This window comes from Butyrivibrio hungatei (assembly GCF_001858005.1).
Classification (GTDB): domain Bacteria; phylum Bacillota; class Clostridia; order Lachnospirales; family Lachnospiraceae; genus Butyrivibrio; species Butyrivibrio hungatei.
On sequence record NZ_CP017831.1, the window covers coordinates 2,563,189 to 2,579,853 of the forward strand.

The 16,665-nt window shown below is 39.1% G+C and carries 13 protein-coding genes; all 13 read right to left on the reverse strand.

The genetic code is table 11. From position 1 onward, the window contains the following. Positions 1-91 precede the first annotated feature (91 nt). Positions 92-457 carry a YwqH-like family protein gene (locus tag bhn_RS11925; protein ID WP_071176902.1) on the reverse strand — a complete coding sequence of 122 codons (366 nt, stop codon included), beginning with the start codon at positions 455-457 and terminating at the stop codon, positions 92-94. Continuing rightward, a complete protein-coding gene (locus bhn_RS11930; RefSeq protein ID WP_071176903.1) occupies positions 454-771 on the reverse strand; it encodes a hypothetical protein in 318 nt (105 codons plus the stop codon). The genes bhn_RS11925 and bhn_RS11930 overlap by 4 nt, the downstream gene beginning before the upstream one ends. Before the next feature lie 36 nt (positions 772-807). Further along, positions 808-1,509 carry a hypothetical protein gene (locus bhn_RS11935; RefSeq protein WP_071176904.1) on the reverse strand — a complete coding sequence of 234 codons (702 nt, stop codon included), beginning with the start codon at positions 1,507-1,509 and terminating at the stop codon, positions 808-810. Positions 1,510-1,522: 13 nt separating this feature from the next. Next, the gene (locus bhn_RS11940; protein WP_071176905.1) at positions 1,523-1,861 is read right to left on the reverse strand and encodes a hypothetical protein; all 339 of its coding nucleotides are present in this window, start codon (positions 1,859-1,861) and stop codon (positions 1,523-1,525) included. A 154-nt stretch (positions 1,862-2,015) separates the two neighbouring features. After that, positions 2,016-2,636: an HAD family hydrolase gene (locus bhn_RS11945; RefSeq protein ID WP_071177522.1), complete on the reverse strand. Its 621-nt coding sequence runs from the start codon at positions 2,634-2,636 to the stop codon at positions 2,016-2,018. 64 nt (positions 2,637-2,700) lie between these two features. Beyond that, positions 2,701-4,005, reverse strand: coding sequence for an SseB family protein (locus tag bhn_RS11950; protein WP_071176906.1), 1,305 nt, complete (start codon positions 4,003-4,005; stop codon positions 2,701-2,703). Between the two features lie 44 nt (positions 4,006-4,049). Further along, a complete protein-coding gene (locus bhn_RS11955) occupies positions 4,050-5,348 on the reverse strand; it encodes a M18 family aminopeptidase (protein ID WP_330393215.1) in 1,299 nt (432 codons plus the stop codon). Between the two features lie 100 nt (positions 5,349-5,448). After that, entirely contained in the window at positions 5,449-6,717 is a 1,269-nt protein-coding gene (locus tag bhn_RS11960) for an ArsB/NhaD family transporter (protein WP_071176907.1), read from the reverse strand. Between the two features lie 295 nt (positions 6,718-7,012). Further along, positions 7,013-7,291, reverse strand: a complete 279-nt coding sequence (locus bhn_RS11965; RefSeq protein WP_083385971.1) for a barstar family protein — start codon at positions 7,289-7,291, stop codon at positions 7,013-7,015. Further along, positions 7,291-8,424 (reverse strand): alpha/beta hydrolase, encoded by a 1,134-nt coding sequence (locus bhn_RS15735; protein WP_083385974.1) that lies wholly within the window; start codon positions 8,422-8,424, stop codon positions 7,291-7,293. Before bhn_RS15735 ends, bhn_RS11965 begins: the two co-directional genes overlap by 1 nt. An 8-nt stretch (positions 8,425-8,432) precedes the next feature. Continuing rightward, positions 8,433-8,897 (reverse strand): hypothetical protein, encoded by a 465-nt coding sequence (locus bhn_RS11975; RefSeq protein ID WP_071176909.1) that lies wholly within the window; start codon positions 8,895-8,897, stop codon positions 8,433-8,435. Between the two features lie 145 nt (positions 8,898-9,042). After that, on the reverse strand, positions 9,043-16,380 hold the full coding sequence (locus bhn_RS11980) for an InlB B-repeat-containing protein (RefSeq protein ID WP_071176910.1): 7,338 nt from the start codon (positions 16,378-16,380) through the stop codon (positions 9,043-9,045). A 53-nt stretch (positions 16,381-16,433) separates the two neighbouring features. Further along, on the reverse strand, positions 16,434-16,649 hold the full coding sequence (locus tag bhn_RS11985) for a hypothetical protein (RefSeq protein ID WP_071176911.1): 216 nt from the start codon (positions 16,647-16,649) through the stop codon (positions 16,434-16,436). Positions 16,650-16,665 lie beyond the last annotated feature (16 nt).

Here is a 16,665-nt window from a genome sequence, read left to right on the forward strand (position 1 = left end):
CCCGAATACAGTGCAACCTAAATATAGCAATGTGTTAAATCTATGTCAATTGTTTTCACAAAAAATGAGCCACAGGGACGGAGGTTGTGGCTCATTCCGATTGTATACATAATTCAGCCTCCATACATGCTAATTTTTCCTGACATTCTTTTATGAGTTCACGAATATTTTCTATCATCACCAAGATTTCTGCTAAAAAATGTTGTGTTTCCTCCTGACTGTCCGAAGTATAACTTGTCATGGCATTCCTTAATTCCTCAGCTTCCTTCTCAAGAAAGCCACGCCATTCATCACCGTTGGTCATATCGTATGCAGTGTCAGCGTTGTATACCTTTTCCTCTATGACATGGTATCGCTCTTCTATATATGCATAGGCTTCTTCAAGTTCAGCAATATACTCCTCATAATGAGCAATCATTTGTTTTAATTCATTGATTTCCGCCAACAGATGACTCATTGCCTTCCTCCATTAGTGATTACTTGTCCATCAATACTTCCTGCAATTATCTTATCCTGCTCAATCAAAGTATCCCTTAAGGTAAACAATCCATTAGGTAGTGTTTCAGTTGCTTCCTGCCTATACATAGAAGCCAACATATACACTTGTTCCAAAATTTTGTTCATGTAATGCCCTGAATTTGTACCCTCCCATGCACTGATTTTACTTAGAGGTTCCTCTGAGAATTCACACATATTAGCCGTATCTCTGACTTCATCTACTATTTCAGTGAACACTCTAGTGTCCATGTAGACTCCGTTTGCATCCTGCATTTATCACATTCCTCCCATAGAACATATTATAGAAGATTATTTTTCATACTTTTCTAAACCTTCTGGTCCTACAAAATAGATTTCAACATTGGGTAAATACTTATGGATTATCCCAGCCACTTCATTCTTGTCATAATTTGGAACAATATAATCAACAATAATCTGTTCTGCTTTTTTAAATTCTGTTAGGAATGCATAACCAGCCTCCCCCGGTGTTTCTTGATTATCATACATCAGTATAATGACTGGTATGTCCATTTCTATTGAATCTGATACTTTCATTTCAATTGTTGCCCTATTTAAATCAATGCACATGTATTGTATCTTTGCAGTGCTCTGACGTTGCAACTCTTTAATGTAATCAAAAGATGCATTATCAGTATCATTAAAGAAAAAAGATATCCACGGAGTACATCCTCTGCTTTCGTTAAAAAAAGAGATTTGCATGTCTTCTGAAAAATAACCAGGATTATCCTCTACAAATTTATTATGTGCTTCGATTACTGCACACATCTCTTCATATGCAAGCATCCCTCCATCTCGATCAAGTCCCACTTTTATTTTTTTTTCATCATCATAACAACTGACAAGAACATTTTCTGTAGAATACAATCCTATCTGCTTAGCCCATTCTTTATAAGATGTATGAATATCATGTTTTGGTGCATACATTTCAAATGAGCACGCAGTTACTGTCAACACGGCTAATAATAGTATAATTAGAGTTAGTTTTCTCATATTTTATTTTTCCTTATTTACTCGTATTAGTTATACTTGAAAACGGTTTATTATGTGGATTATCTGATACAAAATCAATATATTGATCATAATCAACATAATATTTTTTACCCCAAGAAGATATTTCCAACATTATCCTTGAAGTTCCAACAATGTCTTTTTCCTCATAAATCGCTGTTATAACAACATAATGACTTGATGCCTCAGCAGCCTTACCAACATGTGTGCTATTAGCACCATACTTCTCACAACTTAAGGTGAAATATGCTGCATTTGTTCTATATCTATCAATAGTTCCTTCCAAATCCTCATTGAATTCATTGATTTTTTCAGCGTCATATTTTATAGACATTTAGTCTGTTTCCTTTAGCGAAATATATGTAATAAAGCTGTAATATTTTATCACGTCCAAACAATCGGTTTCAAGCCTATTCCTATAAAAAATAGACCTCATTCCCTGAATTAGGTCTATTTTTCCACTTGTTTATCATATGACATAAAATGTTTTATACCTTGAGAATCTCCACCAGTTCCGTCAAACTATCCACCTCATAATCCGGAACCTGCTCCTTGCCTTCAAGCTTCCAATATCTTCCAAATCCCTGTTTGATCCAGACTGTTTTCATACCAAGCTTCTTAGCAGGAACAATATCATTATCTATCCTGTCTCCAATCATCATCGCTTCACATGGCTTACAACCTGCTCTTTCAAGGGCAATATCAAATATCCTTCTGTCAGGCTTCTCAACGCCTTCCTCAGCTGAAGCAACTATCACATCAAGATACTTCTTGATACCGAAGTTCGCAAGTCTGCCCTCAGAGCCATACATCTGATTAGCAATGATACCAATCTTATATTTCTCCTTAAGCTTAATAAGAGCCGCTTCCGTATCACCATACACCCTCTCTAGCCCAGGATTCCACTTAGGGCTCTCGATTCCAAAAATCTTTACTACTTCCTTATCGCCCTTTTTATTTTGCTTGTAAAACTCTGTCGCTTTCTCTTTTACCAAATCCTCTGAAACATTCGCCGCAACTGCGATCTTATGAAAAATATCCTCGTAGACACCTGTTTCATCCAAAAGTGTAGAACCCATATCAAAAAATAGCCATTTAATTCCGTCCATATCCATCCTGTCCTTCCTACAAAAAATGAGCCCTAACCTCCGTCCCTAGGGCTCATTTTGTAAATCACTTATTGCTATTAAGTTCTGCCATTGCCTGGTTTAGTGCACTCTTGACGATATCGTCCTCTGGGTTTCCAGAAGTTGCACCTTTAGCTGCGCCCTTGGCGCCTGCTGCCTTGGCTGCGGCCTTCATGGCTTCAACCTGCTGGCCAGCCATCTCGATAGCCATCATCCTGTCCTTAGGGATCATGATGCCCTGTCCTGCCGGATTGATGCTGATTCCATCCTTGTCCTGAACGAACTTAAGGATGTCCTGATATTTAAATACTGCTGCGTTCCACTCTGGACCAGCAAGTTTCTTGGTAAATTCAATGGCATCAGTGTAGATTGGAAGGAACTGCTTGCCATTTGGATCCTTCACGATAAGGAACTTGATCTTGGTGTCCTTACCCATCTTCATTCTGCCATCTTCTGTAGTCTCAACAGGACCTTCGTGCTGCATAGGAACAATGAAGCTTCCTGAACGAATAAGAGAGATCATTCTCATCTCTTTGGCCTTAACGATCTCAGGTCTCTTCTCATAGTTTACAGGCCACTTAACTTCCCCAAGGAAATCAAGCATAGCAAAGTTAAGAGCTGGGTTAACAGGAGATGTATCCTTCTTGTCATTGTTCCAGTCCATAGGAGAAGCTACGATCTCGGTTCTCTTAAATCTTGCTCTGTAAGCGCCGTTATCAACCACAAGATTATCAATTCCAATGTAATAAAGGTAATCAAAGAATCCCCTCTTAACATTGGCTGGAAGCTGGTCATTCTCGACCTTACACTTTCTAACAACAAGTCTTCTAAACTGCTTGGCAAAAAGCTCTACTGCCTTATTTGCAATCTCCTCTTCGAGGTAAACATTTCCAAAACCATGATCAATGAAAGGATAACCTGTTGCTGCGTCATATAGAACGTACAGATACTCTGCATCTCTCACTCTTCCAAGTACTTCATTGTAGATGTTTCTGTGGTTCTTTTCAAAGCCAGGAAGTGGAGATTTCTTGTGATACATCTCCAGAGCTGTTAAAAGAAATAGAAGTTCCTGGCTAGATAATGACTTAATAATATCAGCTGAGATCTCCTCCTCGTAGATATAAGGTCCGATCTCGTCCTTGCGCTCATCTGAAACAGTCTCATCCATTAAGACTTCCTCTGTGCCCTTGGCATTTACAGGATTGATCTTCTGGATCACAGGCCAAGAAAGGTCTGCATGTGCCTCTTTAATTTCCTCTATAGTCTTTTCCTTTTTTACGGCAAGCTCCTGCTCTGCCTTGGCAGCGTCGTCCTCACCCTTTTTTCCACCAAATAAGCTAAAAATACCCATTTATTCCTCTTTCCTAGTACTTATATTTCTCTGATCCCCAAATATCACATTCCGTAGAATGTCTGCGCAGCCTTGGCAAGATACTCTGGATCCTTGCTACCTGCTGACTCGTAAGGAGAATGCATAGCAAGCTGTGCAAGTCCGATATCTACTGTATTGACTGCAACCTGAGTCGTTGAGATATTACCAAGTGTTGAACCACCAGGAATATCTGAACGGTTAGTAAATGTCTGGAAAGGCACCTTAGCCTTGTTGCAGACATCCTTGAAAAATGCTGCAGATACAGCATCTGTTGTATATCTCTGATTAGCATTGTACTTGATCACAATACCCTTGTTCATTACTGGCTTGTTAACCGGATCAGCCTTCTCCGCATGATTTGGATGTACAGCGTGAGCATTGTCAGCTGAAATCATGAAGCTGTTTGCAACAGCTGTGAAGTACTGCTGATTTGTTCTTCCAAGAGCCTCATTGATCCTTGTAAGTGTATCCTTAAGGAATGTAGAAGCAGCTCCCTGCTTGGTTCCGCTTCCAACCTCTTCATTGTCAAATACGCAGTGAACAGGCACATTCTCAGAATCCTTAGAATTCATGAAGCCCTCAAATGTAGTGTATACGCACTCCTGATCATCAAGTCTTGAGCTGGCAAGATATTCGTTATTGGCACCCCAATACGTTGGAGCCACCCTATTATAAAGGAACAGGTCATGTCCCAGAATATCAGCTTTCTTGACGCCTGCATTCTCAGCTATCATGTCAAAAAACTTATCTTTTGAAGTTTCATCACCAAATAATGGAAGCATGTCTGTCTGAGCGTTATACTTGTATCCCTCATTAGCCTCGCGATTCATGTGAATAGCAAGTGAAGGAAGCATTACAAGGTCTCTATCCACATTTACAAGCTTAGACACAATGCCATTCTTCTTATCTTTAACAAGCACGCGGCCTGCAACAGATAAAGGTCTGTCAAACCAAGGAGCACAGAGCATTCCACCGTATTTCTCAACGTTAAGCTTAACGTAAGCTCCTGAAGCCTCCATCTCAGGATTTTCCTTGATCTTAAAAGAAGGAGAATCACTGTGGCTTGCGATCATATAAAAACCCTTGAAGTCCTTCTTAGGAATTCTAAAAGAAATAATGGAAGAATCATTTCTTGTAACAAAATACTTACCCTTCTTAAGCTTCCATTCTTTCTTTTCATCGAGCTCTTCATAGCCATTTTTAATAAGCTCTTTTTTTAGATTCTCAACTACATGAAAACATGTGGGTGAAACATCTATAAAATCGAGCATTCTATCTGATATTTTTTTCATGATCATTGCCTTTCTTTTTACACCATTCATATTTCAGTAGTATATCACATGCCGTCCCATTTTTCTCGAATATGTAACAAAAAAGCCATCATCCCATTAAAGGATGATGGCTGTAAACTGATCAAAATATTTAAGCGTAGAATACCCAAACAAAAAGATATCCCATAATTACAGCTGTCATTGTGAATGGAACACCGATCTTCATGAAGTCACCAAAGGATACTTCGTAACCTTCTTTTCTGAGCATTCCTACTCCGGCGATATTAGCAGATGCTCCGATAGGTGTAAGGTTTCCTCCAAGTGTTGCTCCAACCAAAAGTCCAAAGTATAGAAGAAGTGGATTAACTGTCATAACAGCTGCCAGGCTTGAAAGAACCGGAAGCATAGTTGCTACATATGGAATGTTATCAATAAATGCAGAAACCGCTACGGAACCAAAAACTATGACAGTATAGAGAAGGAATACATTTCCCTTTCCTGCACTAGCCATTAGCTGAGCAATATCATCAATAAGTCCGACATTTGTGATACCTGCAATTACACAGAAAAGTCCTGAAAGAAGAAGCATCGTGTCATAGTCGATTGCCTTAAGGGAATGCCACATACTGTCAGTACTCTTGCTGGCAATGATCTCCCAAACGATATTGATGATACCCCATACCATACAAATAACACCATTTGTGATTTCTGGTTTGTTTGGGAAAAATGATGCCACAATAAGGAATACTACATGTCCAAGCATCGTAATTGTAGGAATATAGTCAGTTACCTCTGTATGCTCATCTGATTTCACAGGCTCTTTGTCCTTGCGGAACATAACCATCATGATAGGAACTGTAGCAAGAGCTCCAAGCTCTACTGCAAAGAACATACCAGGTTTTCCCTGCATCCAGAAGAAGTCATTGAAGTCCATCTTGGCTGCACCCGCAAGCATGATAGAAGTTGTATCACCAACAAGTGTAGCAGCCCCCTGAAGATTTGATGAAACTGCGATACAGATTATCATAGATACAGGTGATATCTTAAGTTTCTTGCAGATAGCAAGTCCAACAGGAGCAACCATAAGAAGTGTTGCTACATTATCAATGAAAGCTGAAATAATACCTGCGAACAGTGACATGAAAATAGTCACCCACATAACATTTGGTGCTAATTCCAAAATTTTATCTGCAATCAGATTAGGCATCTTGGATTCAATGAAATAATCAACGATTACCATTGTACCAAAGAGCATCATAAGTATGTTCCAGTCAACAGCACTAAAGACCTCTGTTACAGGAAGAATACCTGTGATAACAAAAATAGCTGCTGTACAAAGAGCTACAATTGCACGCCTCTTTGGAAGTGCTATCAAAAAAACGTACATAGTGATGAAAAGAATAATTGCCAGTGTTTTCATAAAATCTCCTCTTGTTTTTTCTTATGGCAAGATCTATTAACGGCATCTGCAACCGTAAAAAAAGACCTTTACCATAGCAAAAAGCTATGATAAAAGTCTTGCTGTCAGTTATAAAATACTTTAACCTTAGGCCGGACTCGGATACTGATCAGTATCGTCTTGACGGATCCGGCAGCCAGCTCACAAGCTGACCAGCTACTCCCTTTTATCAGGACACCAGTTAAGTTTACGGAATAATAATCATTTTGTCAATTGATTGCTATTTCGTTCATTGTATCACATTATACACATCATTTCATGAATAAAAACGAACTTTTAAATTACTGTTTTCTAAACAGGCATCACAGCAAAGCCTTTTGAGCGTACCCATATATTTGCCCAGACTATCAGCAGTTCCAGAAACATTATAAAAGATGATATTCCACTCCTGTAGATTTTCAGTCAGAACATCATATAATGCATCAAGATTTTTGCCGTAATAATCAGGAAGAGGCAGCTCTTTTACCAATAAATCCTGCAACTCATCAGAAGTTGTAACACCTGATAGATCAATATAAAAAACCTTCTCCATCATCACCCCACCGGCATATACAGAAGTTCAAAGGTCTCATAATGATCTTCCGTATAATAAATGTATCCATCATCAGAATAGACAATCCTCTTACTTCCACGGCTCTTTTGCCCGCGAGTATCTATGTCGCACTCATGATAAGTCTTGTCCTCAGGAAGGCGTCCTTCATAGTTACCAAAGTAATCTCCGCCAATGCTCATACCAGGTGCATATTCCTCCAGAGAACCGCCTGTCCAGCCAAGCTTTTTAGCTTCCTTCTTGGTAATATAATTGGAAGGAAGTCTGCCATAAGTCTGAAGGTAACTGGCCACATCTTCTTTACTGTCATAGATTCCATCTTCAGCTATATTAGAATCCGGCAAGTCTACATCTGACTTCTCGATCCACTCTACAATGATGTCGGCAGCTTTTTGCATCTGCTCTCTGTTTGTAATAGTTGGTCTGCCATCACCTGCCTGCAATCCATAGCTTCCGAAATACGAATGATTACCACCTTCAATAGCGTACTCCGTAGAATCCTCAGGCCATAACGTTTTAGAATTCTCGTATTTATCAAAATTTAAAACTTTATCTTCTGTACCATAAAGTGATAACAGGCTCAGATCCAGGTCAGATAGGTCACTTGCAGGATATGATGCGCATAAGATAAGTCCCTTATATTCTTCTGCATGTTCTGCGATATATGAAGAAGCTGCAACTCCGCCAAGTGAATGTCCCGCAAGATACCAGTCACTTTCTTCGCAGATCGCAACTTCGTCGGTGTGTCCTCTGGTTATTAAATCTGCAGCGTCAATTCTTAAAAAAGCCAGGTTTTCTGGCATTCTAGGTAAGATACATACGATTCCGCGGCCAGCAAGTTCATACATAAAACCACTATATGCACTGTATTCAACTTTACCACCCGGATAAAAAACTATAACAGCCTTTATTTCCTGATCTTTCGGAATAAAAACTGTTCCATTGTGATCGGAAAAAGAATCAACTTTGCCCTGAAAATCCTCTTCAACAGCATGGATAGTATATTTATCTTCCCTGTAATAGTTACTGGTATATACCTTAAACGTCACTGCGGCAATCAGGATAAGCACAAGAAATCCAATAGCGATCCTTCTTGTATGCTTTCTTACCTTATTCATCAAAAAACTTACCTTTCTCCATGGATCTTAGTATCCATTATATCTATTAACGCCTTGGCACTGCCAAAGTCATACTCTTTGCCATTTTCACTGCAAATGGCACGTCCCTGCCATGTGGCTTTCTGTCTAAAAGCGACCTGAACTACAAAAGTAGCAAGCTCGCCCTTTTTGTTCTGGATATTTCTGGTTCCGCATTTCTTTTGGATCTCGTCGATTGGAAGCTTGTCTGTCCGTGGAAGTTCCTCTGACCTCTTAGTTGAAGTGAACTCTCTCTGTTCAAGCCCCTTCTGTGGAAAATCCCATTGATCATAGAGATTATCCATTTTAATGACCATATCAGCCACATTTCCAAAAGCAATTGAATCATCAGAATACTGATGCCATATCTTACCCTGAAGATCCCCCTCTTCAGCTGAATCTATGCATATGCATACTAAATTTCTTGCAAAAAGAGCTTTCTTTGTCTCTCCCATTTTGTCTCCCCCGTTCAATTGCAAGTATGAATTCTAACATATATTTTATTGTATATCTAATTATTTTTCTATAAATATCCTTTATGATAAAAACCTCCCGGGTAAAATTCTTACCCGGGAGGCTTAGGATTAGCTTAATTTTCTATTATTCCTGCTCTTCCTTGCGCTTTTTTGTAAATACAAGAGATGCAACTACTGCTGCTGCAATCACAATTGCAAATACTCTTGAAGTATTATCTGTTGTATCCTCTGTTCTAGCGCGTCTTGCACCAAGTACTGCCTGTCCATTTACAGCTTCCTCTCTTCTAGCACCAAGTACTGCTTGTGCAGGTGCTGGTGTGGGTGCTGCTGGTGTAGGAGCATCAGTTATAGTTGTTGTAGGCTCGCCAGGAGTGTCCTCTCCACCGCCGCCACCTGCAGTGATTGTAAGTGTTCCAAGTCTTTCTGTTATATCGTAGTTATCAGAATTTACATCACCCCATGTGATCTCGTATGTATTAGTACTGCTTCCCTGTCCATTCTGAATACCTGTTGCTACTATCGTTACGATATCAGCATCCTCTCCGAGAAGTCCTGTAATAGATGCTTCACTATTTGTAAGAGGTGTTCCATCATCAACCTTGCTTGATGTTCCTGTTGTAACTATTGCATTTGCAGGAGTGATTTCAAGTTCACCTTCTGTTCCAGGTATGATAGTGAACTCTGCTGATACATCTACACCATCCTTATCAAGTACTGTAAACTCATTAAGTGTATCCTTGTCCATGATAAGTGTGTAATTACCAACATCCTTAGCAATACCTTCTACAGGAATTACTTCTGCATTTGCAGTTACATTGTACTGTCTATCACCGTCGCTATATGAACCAGTAGCTTCTGTTGCATGTGCTCTAATACCGAAACTATTTATTCTTTCGCCAATCCAGTTGATCATACCACGCATAGTTTCAATAATTGTTGGAGCATCCATACCAGTCACTTCAGATGTAGGAAGACTCTCTGGGAATGTAAGAACATAAGCAAATCCTGTCTGTTCCGCACCAGTATAGGTTCTCTTTTCGGAAACAGGAGTTGCAATGATCTCAAACTCATTACCACCAGCTCTTGTTCTGATCTCAAGAGTTCCGATAAGTCCTTCATCTTCTACTACTTTGTAGTTAGAACTATCTGTTCCAGCCTTCCACTGAATTGCATCAGCATCATACTCATTAGGTGTTGTTCCAGCATAGAGAATCTCGCCCTTTGCTTCTACTGTAGCTGAATCATTCTTAACAAATCCGATCTTCTCTTCTTCATCTGAAATAAATACTGCTTTCTTTTCAGTAAGAACATATCCATCATAGTATTTCCATGCTGAATTTGTCTTAACCTTAAGAGGTCTAGGTGTAATTACAAGTTCTACAGGATCAAGGTCTGCATCAAGATAGTTAGGATTTGATACTGTTACTACTATACTCTCTACAGAATCCTTAACATTAGTTGCTATAGGAGCTGTAGGCTTAACCTCACCATTATATGTATATGTGAAAGTATCATCCTCAAGTGCAGTTGTTCTGTCTACCTTGATTGAATGCTGGTCACCATCATATACATCCTTGTAACCTTCAACTGATGGAAGGAGGTTTTCTGGTCTCTCTGCCTTGTTGATAAGCAGCCATCCATCTTCAGCTATCTCTACAACAATTTCGCTATAGTTTTCTGAAGTAGCTGTGAAGTAGTTACCCTTAAGTCCCATCATGTAAGGATCTTCACTAGCCTTTGTACCCTCAGCTCTTGCCTTCTTACCATCTTTAAGTTCAACAGTTATTGTTGGATCAATATCTGCCCCCTCTGAATCCTTAACTGTGAAGCCTTCTATGTACTGAAGCCCACCGTTGTAATCTACAGTATCATTTTCACCATATACATATACTGTAATAGATTCAACAGGATCGATAGTGATAGATCCAGGTGTTGCACTAAATGTTACATCAAAGTTATCGTTGATATCGTTATCAGGATCAACTGTGAAGTCATCAGTTACAAATGTCATATCTGTTGTACCAGCAAGTGTTCTCTTTGCTGTTGCAGCTTCGCTATCCTTAGCTGGTCCTACGAAATATGTCTCTTTGTAAAGACCTGTATCCTCATCATCGATATCTACTTTGTATCCGCTTACGCTATGCTCTGTGTTGTCATAAGTAATAGGTGCTTCATTAGTATTACCTGTGATTGTAACCTTTACAGGGCGCTTAGCAATATTGAGTTCACCATCTGTTACGTTAAATGTTACATCGAAGCCTACTGTATCCTTTGCAGCAAACTGGCTCTTTGTAAGTCCCATTGTGTAAGGTTCTGAACTTGCATATTCACCAGATGCTACTGCAGATGTCTGAGATGGTCCATCAATATCATTCTCTGTGAAATCGCTTGTCTCATTTCCTTCTGCATCAAGGATCTCAACTTCATATCCAGATATGCTCTGAAGTTCTCCAGTATACTTAGTATCTAATGTATTACCTTTAATATTAACTGTGATCTTAGCCTGTGTGATTGTAAGCTCACCATCTGTAATACTAAAGTCTACATTGTAGCTATCATCAGTATTTGTAAATACGCCTTCTTCACCAAGTCCCATTGGATATGTTCCAACACTTGTTCCACTTGCTACAGCATCATCCTGAGATGGCTTAGATACCTTACTAAGGTCATATGTTCCAGTAGGATCTTTCTCAATAGAAATCTCATAACCTGTTACACTCTGCTCAGTCTTATTGAATGTCTTGGTATCCTTATTACCTGTGATCTTAACGATAACAGTCTCACTCTGCGCAATATTGAGATAACCATCTGTTACATTAAATGTTACATCGAAGTCAGTATTGTTGTTTACAAATCTTGGATCGTTTTCTTCAAGTCCTAATGGATAATTTCCAACTGCCTTCTCAGTTACAGAAATGCTTTCCTGACTTGGAGCATCAAAATCTGCTGCTTCTTCGCCTTCAGCTTCAAGCTTGTAGCCATATGAATCTGCACCTTCTGGAAGTGCAATATCATATCCTGAAACTGTAAACTCAGCGCCTGTGTAATTTTCGTCTTTTGTATGTCCTGTTACGTTGATTGTAAGAGGTCTTGGTGTAACATAAAGCTTACCCATGTTCCACTTTTCAACGTAGTAGTTAGACATATTTGTTCCCTCATTAGGAACGATCTCGCCGATTTCATTCTCTGTATACTCTGTAGGCTGATTATTTTCATCATACTCTACTACATGAGTTCTTTCGCCTGTATAATTGCTAATTGTTCCGCCATCATTGCCTTTCCAACCAGTAATCTCGCCTTCCTCAACCTTAAATGGCTGTCCGTCATATACATGAGTTCCGCCCTTTGTTGTTACTACAAGAGGAGCAGGTGTAATAATGAGGTAACCTTCTGTTACATTGAAAGTTACATCAAATGTATCTACATAAGCTTCCTTAACTCCGAAGTGAAGAACAAGCTTCTGATTTGTTACATCTGTGCTTGAAATTGAACCATTTTCAGGCTTTTCAATGTAATCTTCAAGGAATGCGTCATTACTGATAGACTCAATCTTGTATCCAGCAGTATGCTCTTCTGCGTTATATACTTCGTTTACTTTATCAGCAACGATATTAACTACAACCTGAATCTGAGTAACTGTAAGGTTACCAGCAACATATGTTATAGCGTAATAATTCTGTGATGTAGGTCCACTGATTACAGCATTCTTAGGAGTTGTAGCACTTGTTCCTGCAAGTGTCTGACTTCCATCATACTCGATACTTGCAAGTGAATGTCCCTGCTTAAGTCCTTCTACAGTTACATCTTCAACGCCTTCACTAACAAGAGCTTCACCATCGTATGCTTTTTCCTTATTGTTAGCTGTGATCGTAAGTTTCTTTTTGAAGTAAACTGTTCTTACAGCACCTTCTGCAGTAGCTGCAAACTTTGATGATGCTGCATTTCCGTTTTCATCTTCAACTCTGTCCTTAACATATCCTTTTACATCAGCATCAATTGTAAAGAGATCACCGATCTTAAGAGTCTTTGTGATTGAAGGTACACCATCAATTGCTACACCATCCATATCAACATAGTTTACGGTAATCTTACCCATAGCATATGTCTGATAGTAGAATGTGATCACGTTATCTGCATCTGTAAATGTAAAGTTATGAACTATTATATTTTCTACAGGATAATAGTCAGCATCTGCATACTCAGGATAATTGTCTTCCATGAAATCCTTATCTATATCAGCTGCTGCCTCAGTTACACTTGCAAAGCTTCCTGGAACTTCCTTATCAACCTGTGCAGGTGCAACTTCTACTTCTGTATCGCCATCAAGGTAAATATATCTAACTGTATACTTGATTAATACAGGTTTTGTCTTGTATGTAAATACAATCTCATTTCCTTCGTAATCAAGAGTTATAGACTTCTCATTAGAATCTGGAAGCATTCCAACTACAGCTGCTGGTTTCTCAACTACTTTCTGACCATGTACAAGAGCTGTACTTGTAACAGTCTTGGAAGGAGCAACATCTTTTCCTGATTCATCTACATACTTAACTGTATAGCTGATATCTTTCTGATTCCACTTAGCATATACAGTAGTATTCTCAGTAACTGGCTTATTAAATCCATAGCGAGCACTATAGTTCTTGTCTACATACCATCCACCAAATGTAAATCCAGTATGCTCAGTTTCTGGTGTGTATGAGCTAACTGTCTGACCATGTTCAACATTCTCTGTCTTAACAACTTCATCTGTTCCTGTGAATGGATCTACAAATGTAAAGGTTCTACCAGGAATAGTATACTTAGCGTAGAGCTGAAGGCCTGCTGGCATCTTATTATCACCGGCATACTTATTGGTTCTAGCCGCATCTGTATACCAACCATCCCATACAGCATCTTCTACAGGCTTAACAGATTTTGCCTGATTTGTTGCGAAATAGTTATTTAAACTTGTTCCTAATGTAACCTGCTGATTGCTAAGTTGCTTACCATCATGATCTACAAATGTGAGCGGATAAGCTGCTGCATTGTAGAACATATTCATGGTTAACTCGTAGTCACTAGGAGTTTCTGTTCCCCATTTATAAGAAGTAGCTATATCGCAATCTTCCCAATGGCCATCAACCCAATGCAAAAATCCTTCAAAATGTCCCGAAACATACTTTCTAGTATATCGTGCTTCGACTCCTGCTTTGCTATAGCCAACCAGCTCAGGAAATTCACTTTCTTCATACAAGAATTTAAACTTTACTTGAGTAGAACTAAGAAGTCCATAAGTCTTTCCATCTCTAGTCTTAGTAGTCTTACTATCATAGTTTTCTACCCAATAGTTTAATATCTGTACTCTATCTGTACTAAATCCAAATGCATAAATCGTAATGGTATTTCCATTGTGAGCTGTTCCTGCCAGTGATGGCATAATGTCAAGTGTCACAAACTTATCGGCATTATCCTTTGTAAAGCTCCAAGCATAAGTATCACCATTAAACGACTTATTAAAATTAGTCATCCATTTGCTTCTTACATTTGAGCCATACTTACCAGATATACTAGCAGTTCCCTTGCCAGTTGCAATCCTTGAAGCAGTGTGACCATCACTTCCTGAATATACATCACCATTCCAATAAATAGTGTATACATTTCTGCTATATCTAACGTTTACAACTGTACTTCCATCAGCCTTTACAGTCTCAGTTGTAGAATCCTTGAATGTAAAGTTAGTTGTATCAAGGTTTGTAGGCTTCTTAGAATTCTTTGTAGCAGTAACCTTTGAATCAACCTTTGCTGTATCTGTAACTGTACCTAAATATGAATAGTTATCATCATCTGCGTTCTCAATACTATAAACGATAGAGTACTGAACGTTCTTGCCTTCCCACTTAGCATAGAGCATAGAGTCCTCAGTAATCTGGATACTATTACCTGCTGGCTTAGTGAGAGCTTTATCTTTGTACCAACCCTTAAATTCATGTCCGGTATATGTTGGCTTAATCTTAGTAAGATCTACTTCTGTCTCGTAAGGAACAGTCATAAGATCTACATATTCGCCACCATTAGCATCAAACTGAAGAGTATAGTTTGCACGTGTATAGTAAACAAAAAGTTCCTGGCCTTCTCTAGTAACGGTATCAGCTTCTAATCTTTCAAATACTGCACCAGTGAACTCCTTTACTTCTGGAGTGATAAAAGTATTAGCTACGCCTTTAACTGGCACTTTTTCAAGTGTTGAATATCCGTTTCCATCAAGATCCTTCAGCACGTAAACGAAGTAGTACTCGAATTCAAAAGGAATATACTTAACTTCCTTAGGCTCAAGAATACCAATGACAACCGCACCGTCAACTCTTGTGTTGCCTTCACTAGGCGTAAATCCTTCTATGTCAGATGCAGTTATCTGTACTTCTGTCTGTGATGGATAGTAAACAGGGTAATCTGTATCTGAATCTACCTGTGTTGAACTTGGAGACTGAACAGAAGCTGGAAGGTTGTTCTTTTCAACTTCAATTGTAGCTGAGTCAAATGTTACCTTTGCTCCACTAACTGGATCAATATAGTAATAATTAACTTTTGCTTCGAAGATTCTGATCTCTTCAAGCTTAGCAGTAAGAGTCATATCTGATGTTACAGAATACTCACCTGCGTTTGAACTTGTGATTGTTGCTCCTTCATATTCCCAACCCATAAAGAAGTATCCAGCTCTAAATGGATCCTGTGGAAGAGAAAGAGTATCATTCTTGGAGTAACCCTGTGTATGATATATGCTGCCACTAACTACATAAGTTACTGTAAAATCAGACTGCTCAAAGTTTGCAGTATATGTAGCATTTGCAGTAATCTCATTTGTAAGTTCAAGCTTGCTCTCAGTAGATACTGTATTTCCATCAGCATCAGTCCAACCAACGAATACATATCCTTCGTCAGCTGTTGCTTCTGAGCCATTAGCTTTTTCACCTTCTTTTACTAATTCTGATGTAGGATTAACGCTTCCATGCTCACCAGCTGCATATGTAACAGTGTATTCAGGAACCTCAAGATCAAGTCCGCCTGACACGTTCATAAGCTGAAGGTTAGAACCTTCAATAAGATCCGAATCATCCCCCTCAGAATCATCCGCATCCACATTATCTAAATCATCATCAAGATCATCATCAAGATCATCATCTAAATCCTGATCCAGATTCTGATCATCATTATCATCATCTAAAAGATCACCTGCTGGTGGATCGCCTGCCGGTGGATCTCCTGCCGGTGGATCTCCCGTATTGTCCTCGTCATCAAATGTTTCCCAATCAAGGTTCTCATCAGGCTGCTGATCGTCCTGATCATCATCTGACATCTCGTCCAATTCTTCTTCGCTTCCCACAGCATAAACCTTGGTACTAGCTATATCACTACCAAAAGTAGTAGTAACGAGAGCTAAGGCTAGTAGGAATGCTAAAAATCTCTTGATGTTTCTCAACATATCACTATTCCCTCCTCATAAGAAAACTATGATCTAGTGCCGTATATTTCCAATCATGAAACGAAATGGTCCGCCCCCATCTCATCCATGTTTTGGTTTTGGTTGACTGCCTCATCCATTAGCTTTATAAGTTCCAGCATGCTTCGAAATCTTTGAGTCTTATTTTCATCTGCCCAAGTGACCTTCCCCTGCCACGAGTTATTCTGACAATGCTCAACTTTTACTATGAATGTTCCTTGCTGTTTGTTTGAATTTAAAATTTTTTTCATGTCTATCTCCCTTTGT

Excerpts from the sequence above, each read along its gene's own strand:
- bhn_RS11935 (WP_071176904.1), bottom strand. The coding sequence starts at position 1,509 with ATGAGAAAACTAACTCTAATTATACTATTATTAGCCGTGTTGACAGTA.
- bhn_RS11960 (WP_071176907.1), bottom strand. The coding sequence starts at position 6,717 with ATGAAAACACTGGCAATTATTCTTTTCATCACTATGTACGTTTTTTTG.
- bhn_RS11985 (WP_071176911.1), bottom strand. The coding sequence starts at position 16,649 with ATGAAAAAAATTTTAAATTCAAACAAACAGCAAGGAACATTCATAGTA.
- bhn_RS11975 (WP_071176909.1), bottom strand. The coding sequence starts at position 8,897 with ATGGGAGAGACAAAGAAAGCTCTTTTTGCAAGAAATTTAGTATGCATA.
- bhn_RS11965 (WP_083385971.1), bottom strand. The coding sequence starts at position 7,291 with ATGATGGAGAAGGTTTTTTATATTGATCTATCAGGTGTTACAACTTCT.
- bhn_RS15735 (WP_083385974.1), bottom strand. The coding sequence starts at position 8,424 with ATGAATAAGGTAAGAAAGCATACAAGAAGGATCGCTATTGGATTTCTT.
- bhn_RS11950 (WP_071176906.1), bottom strand. The coding sequence starts at position 4,005 with ATGGGTATTTTTAGCTTATTTGGTGGAAAAAAGGGTGAGGACGACGCT.
- bhn_RS11940 (WP_071176905.1), bottom strand. The coding sequence starts at position 1,861 with ATGTCTATAAAATATGACGCTGAAAAAATCAATGAATTCAATGAGGAT.
- bhn_RS11955 (WP_330393215.1), bottom strand. The coding sequence starts at position 5,348 with ATGAATGGTGTAAAAAGAAAGGCAATGATCATGAAAAAAATATCAGAT.
- bhn_RS11930 (WP_071176903.1), bottom strand. The coding sequence starts at position 771 with ATGCAGGATGCAAACGGAGTCTACATGGACACTAGAGTGTTCACTGAA.
- bhn_RS11980 (WP_071176910.1), bottom strand. The coding sequence starts at position 16,380 with ATGTTGAGAAACATCAAGAGATTTTTAGCATTCCTACTAGCCTTAGCT.
- bhn_RS11925 (WP_071176902.1), bottom strand. The coding sequence starts at position 457 with ATGAGTCATCTGTTGGCGGAAATCAATGAATTAAAACAAATGATTGCT.
- bhn_RS11945 (WP_071177522.1), bottom strand. The coding sequence starts at position 2,636 with ATGGACGGAATTAAATGGCTATTTTTTGATATGGGTTCTACACTTTTG.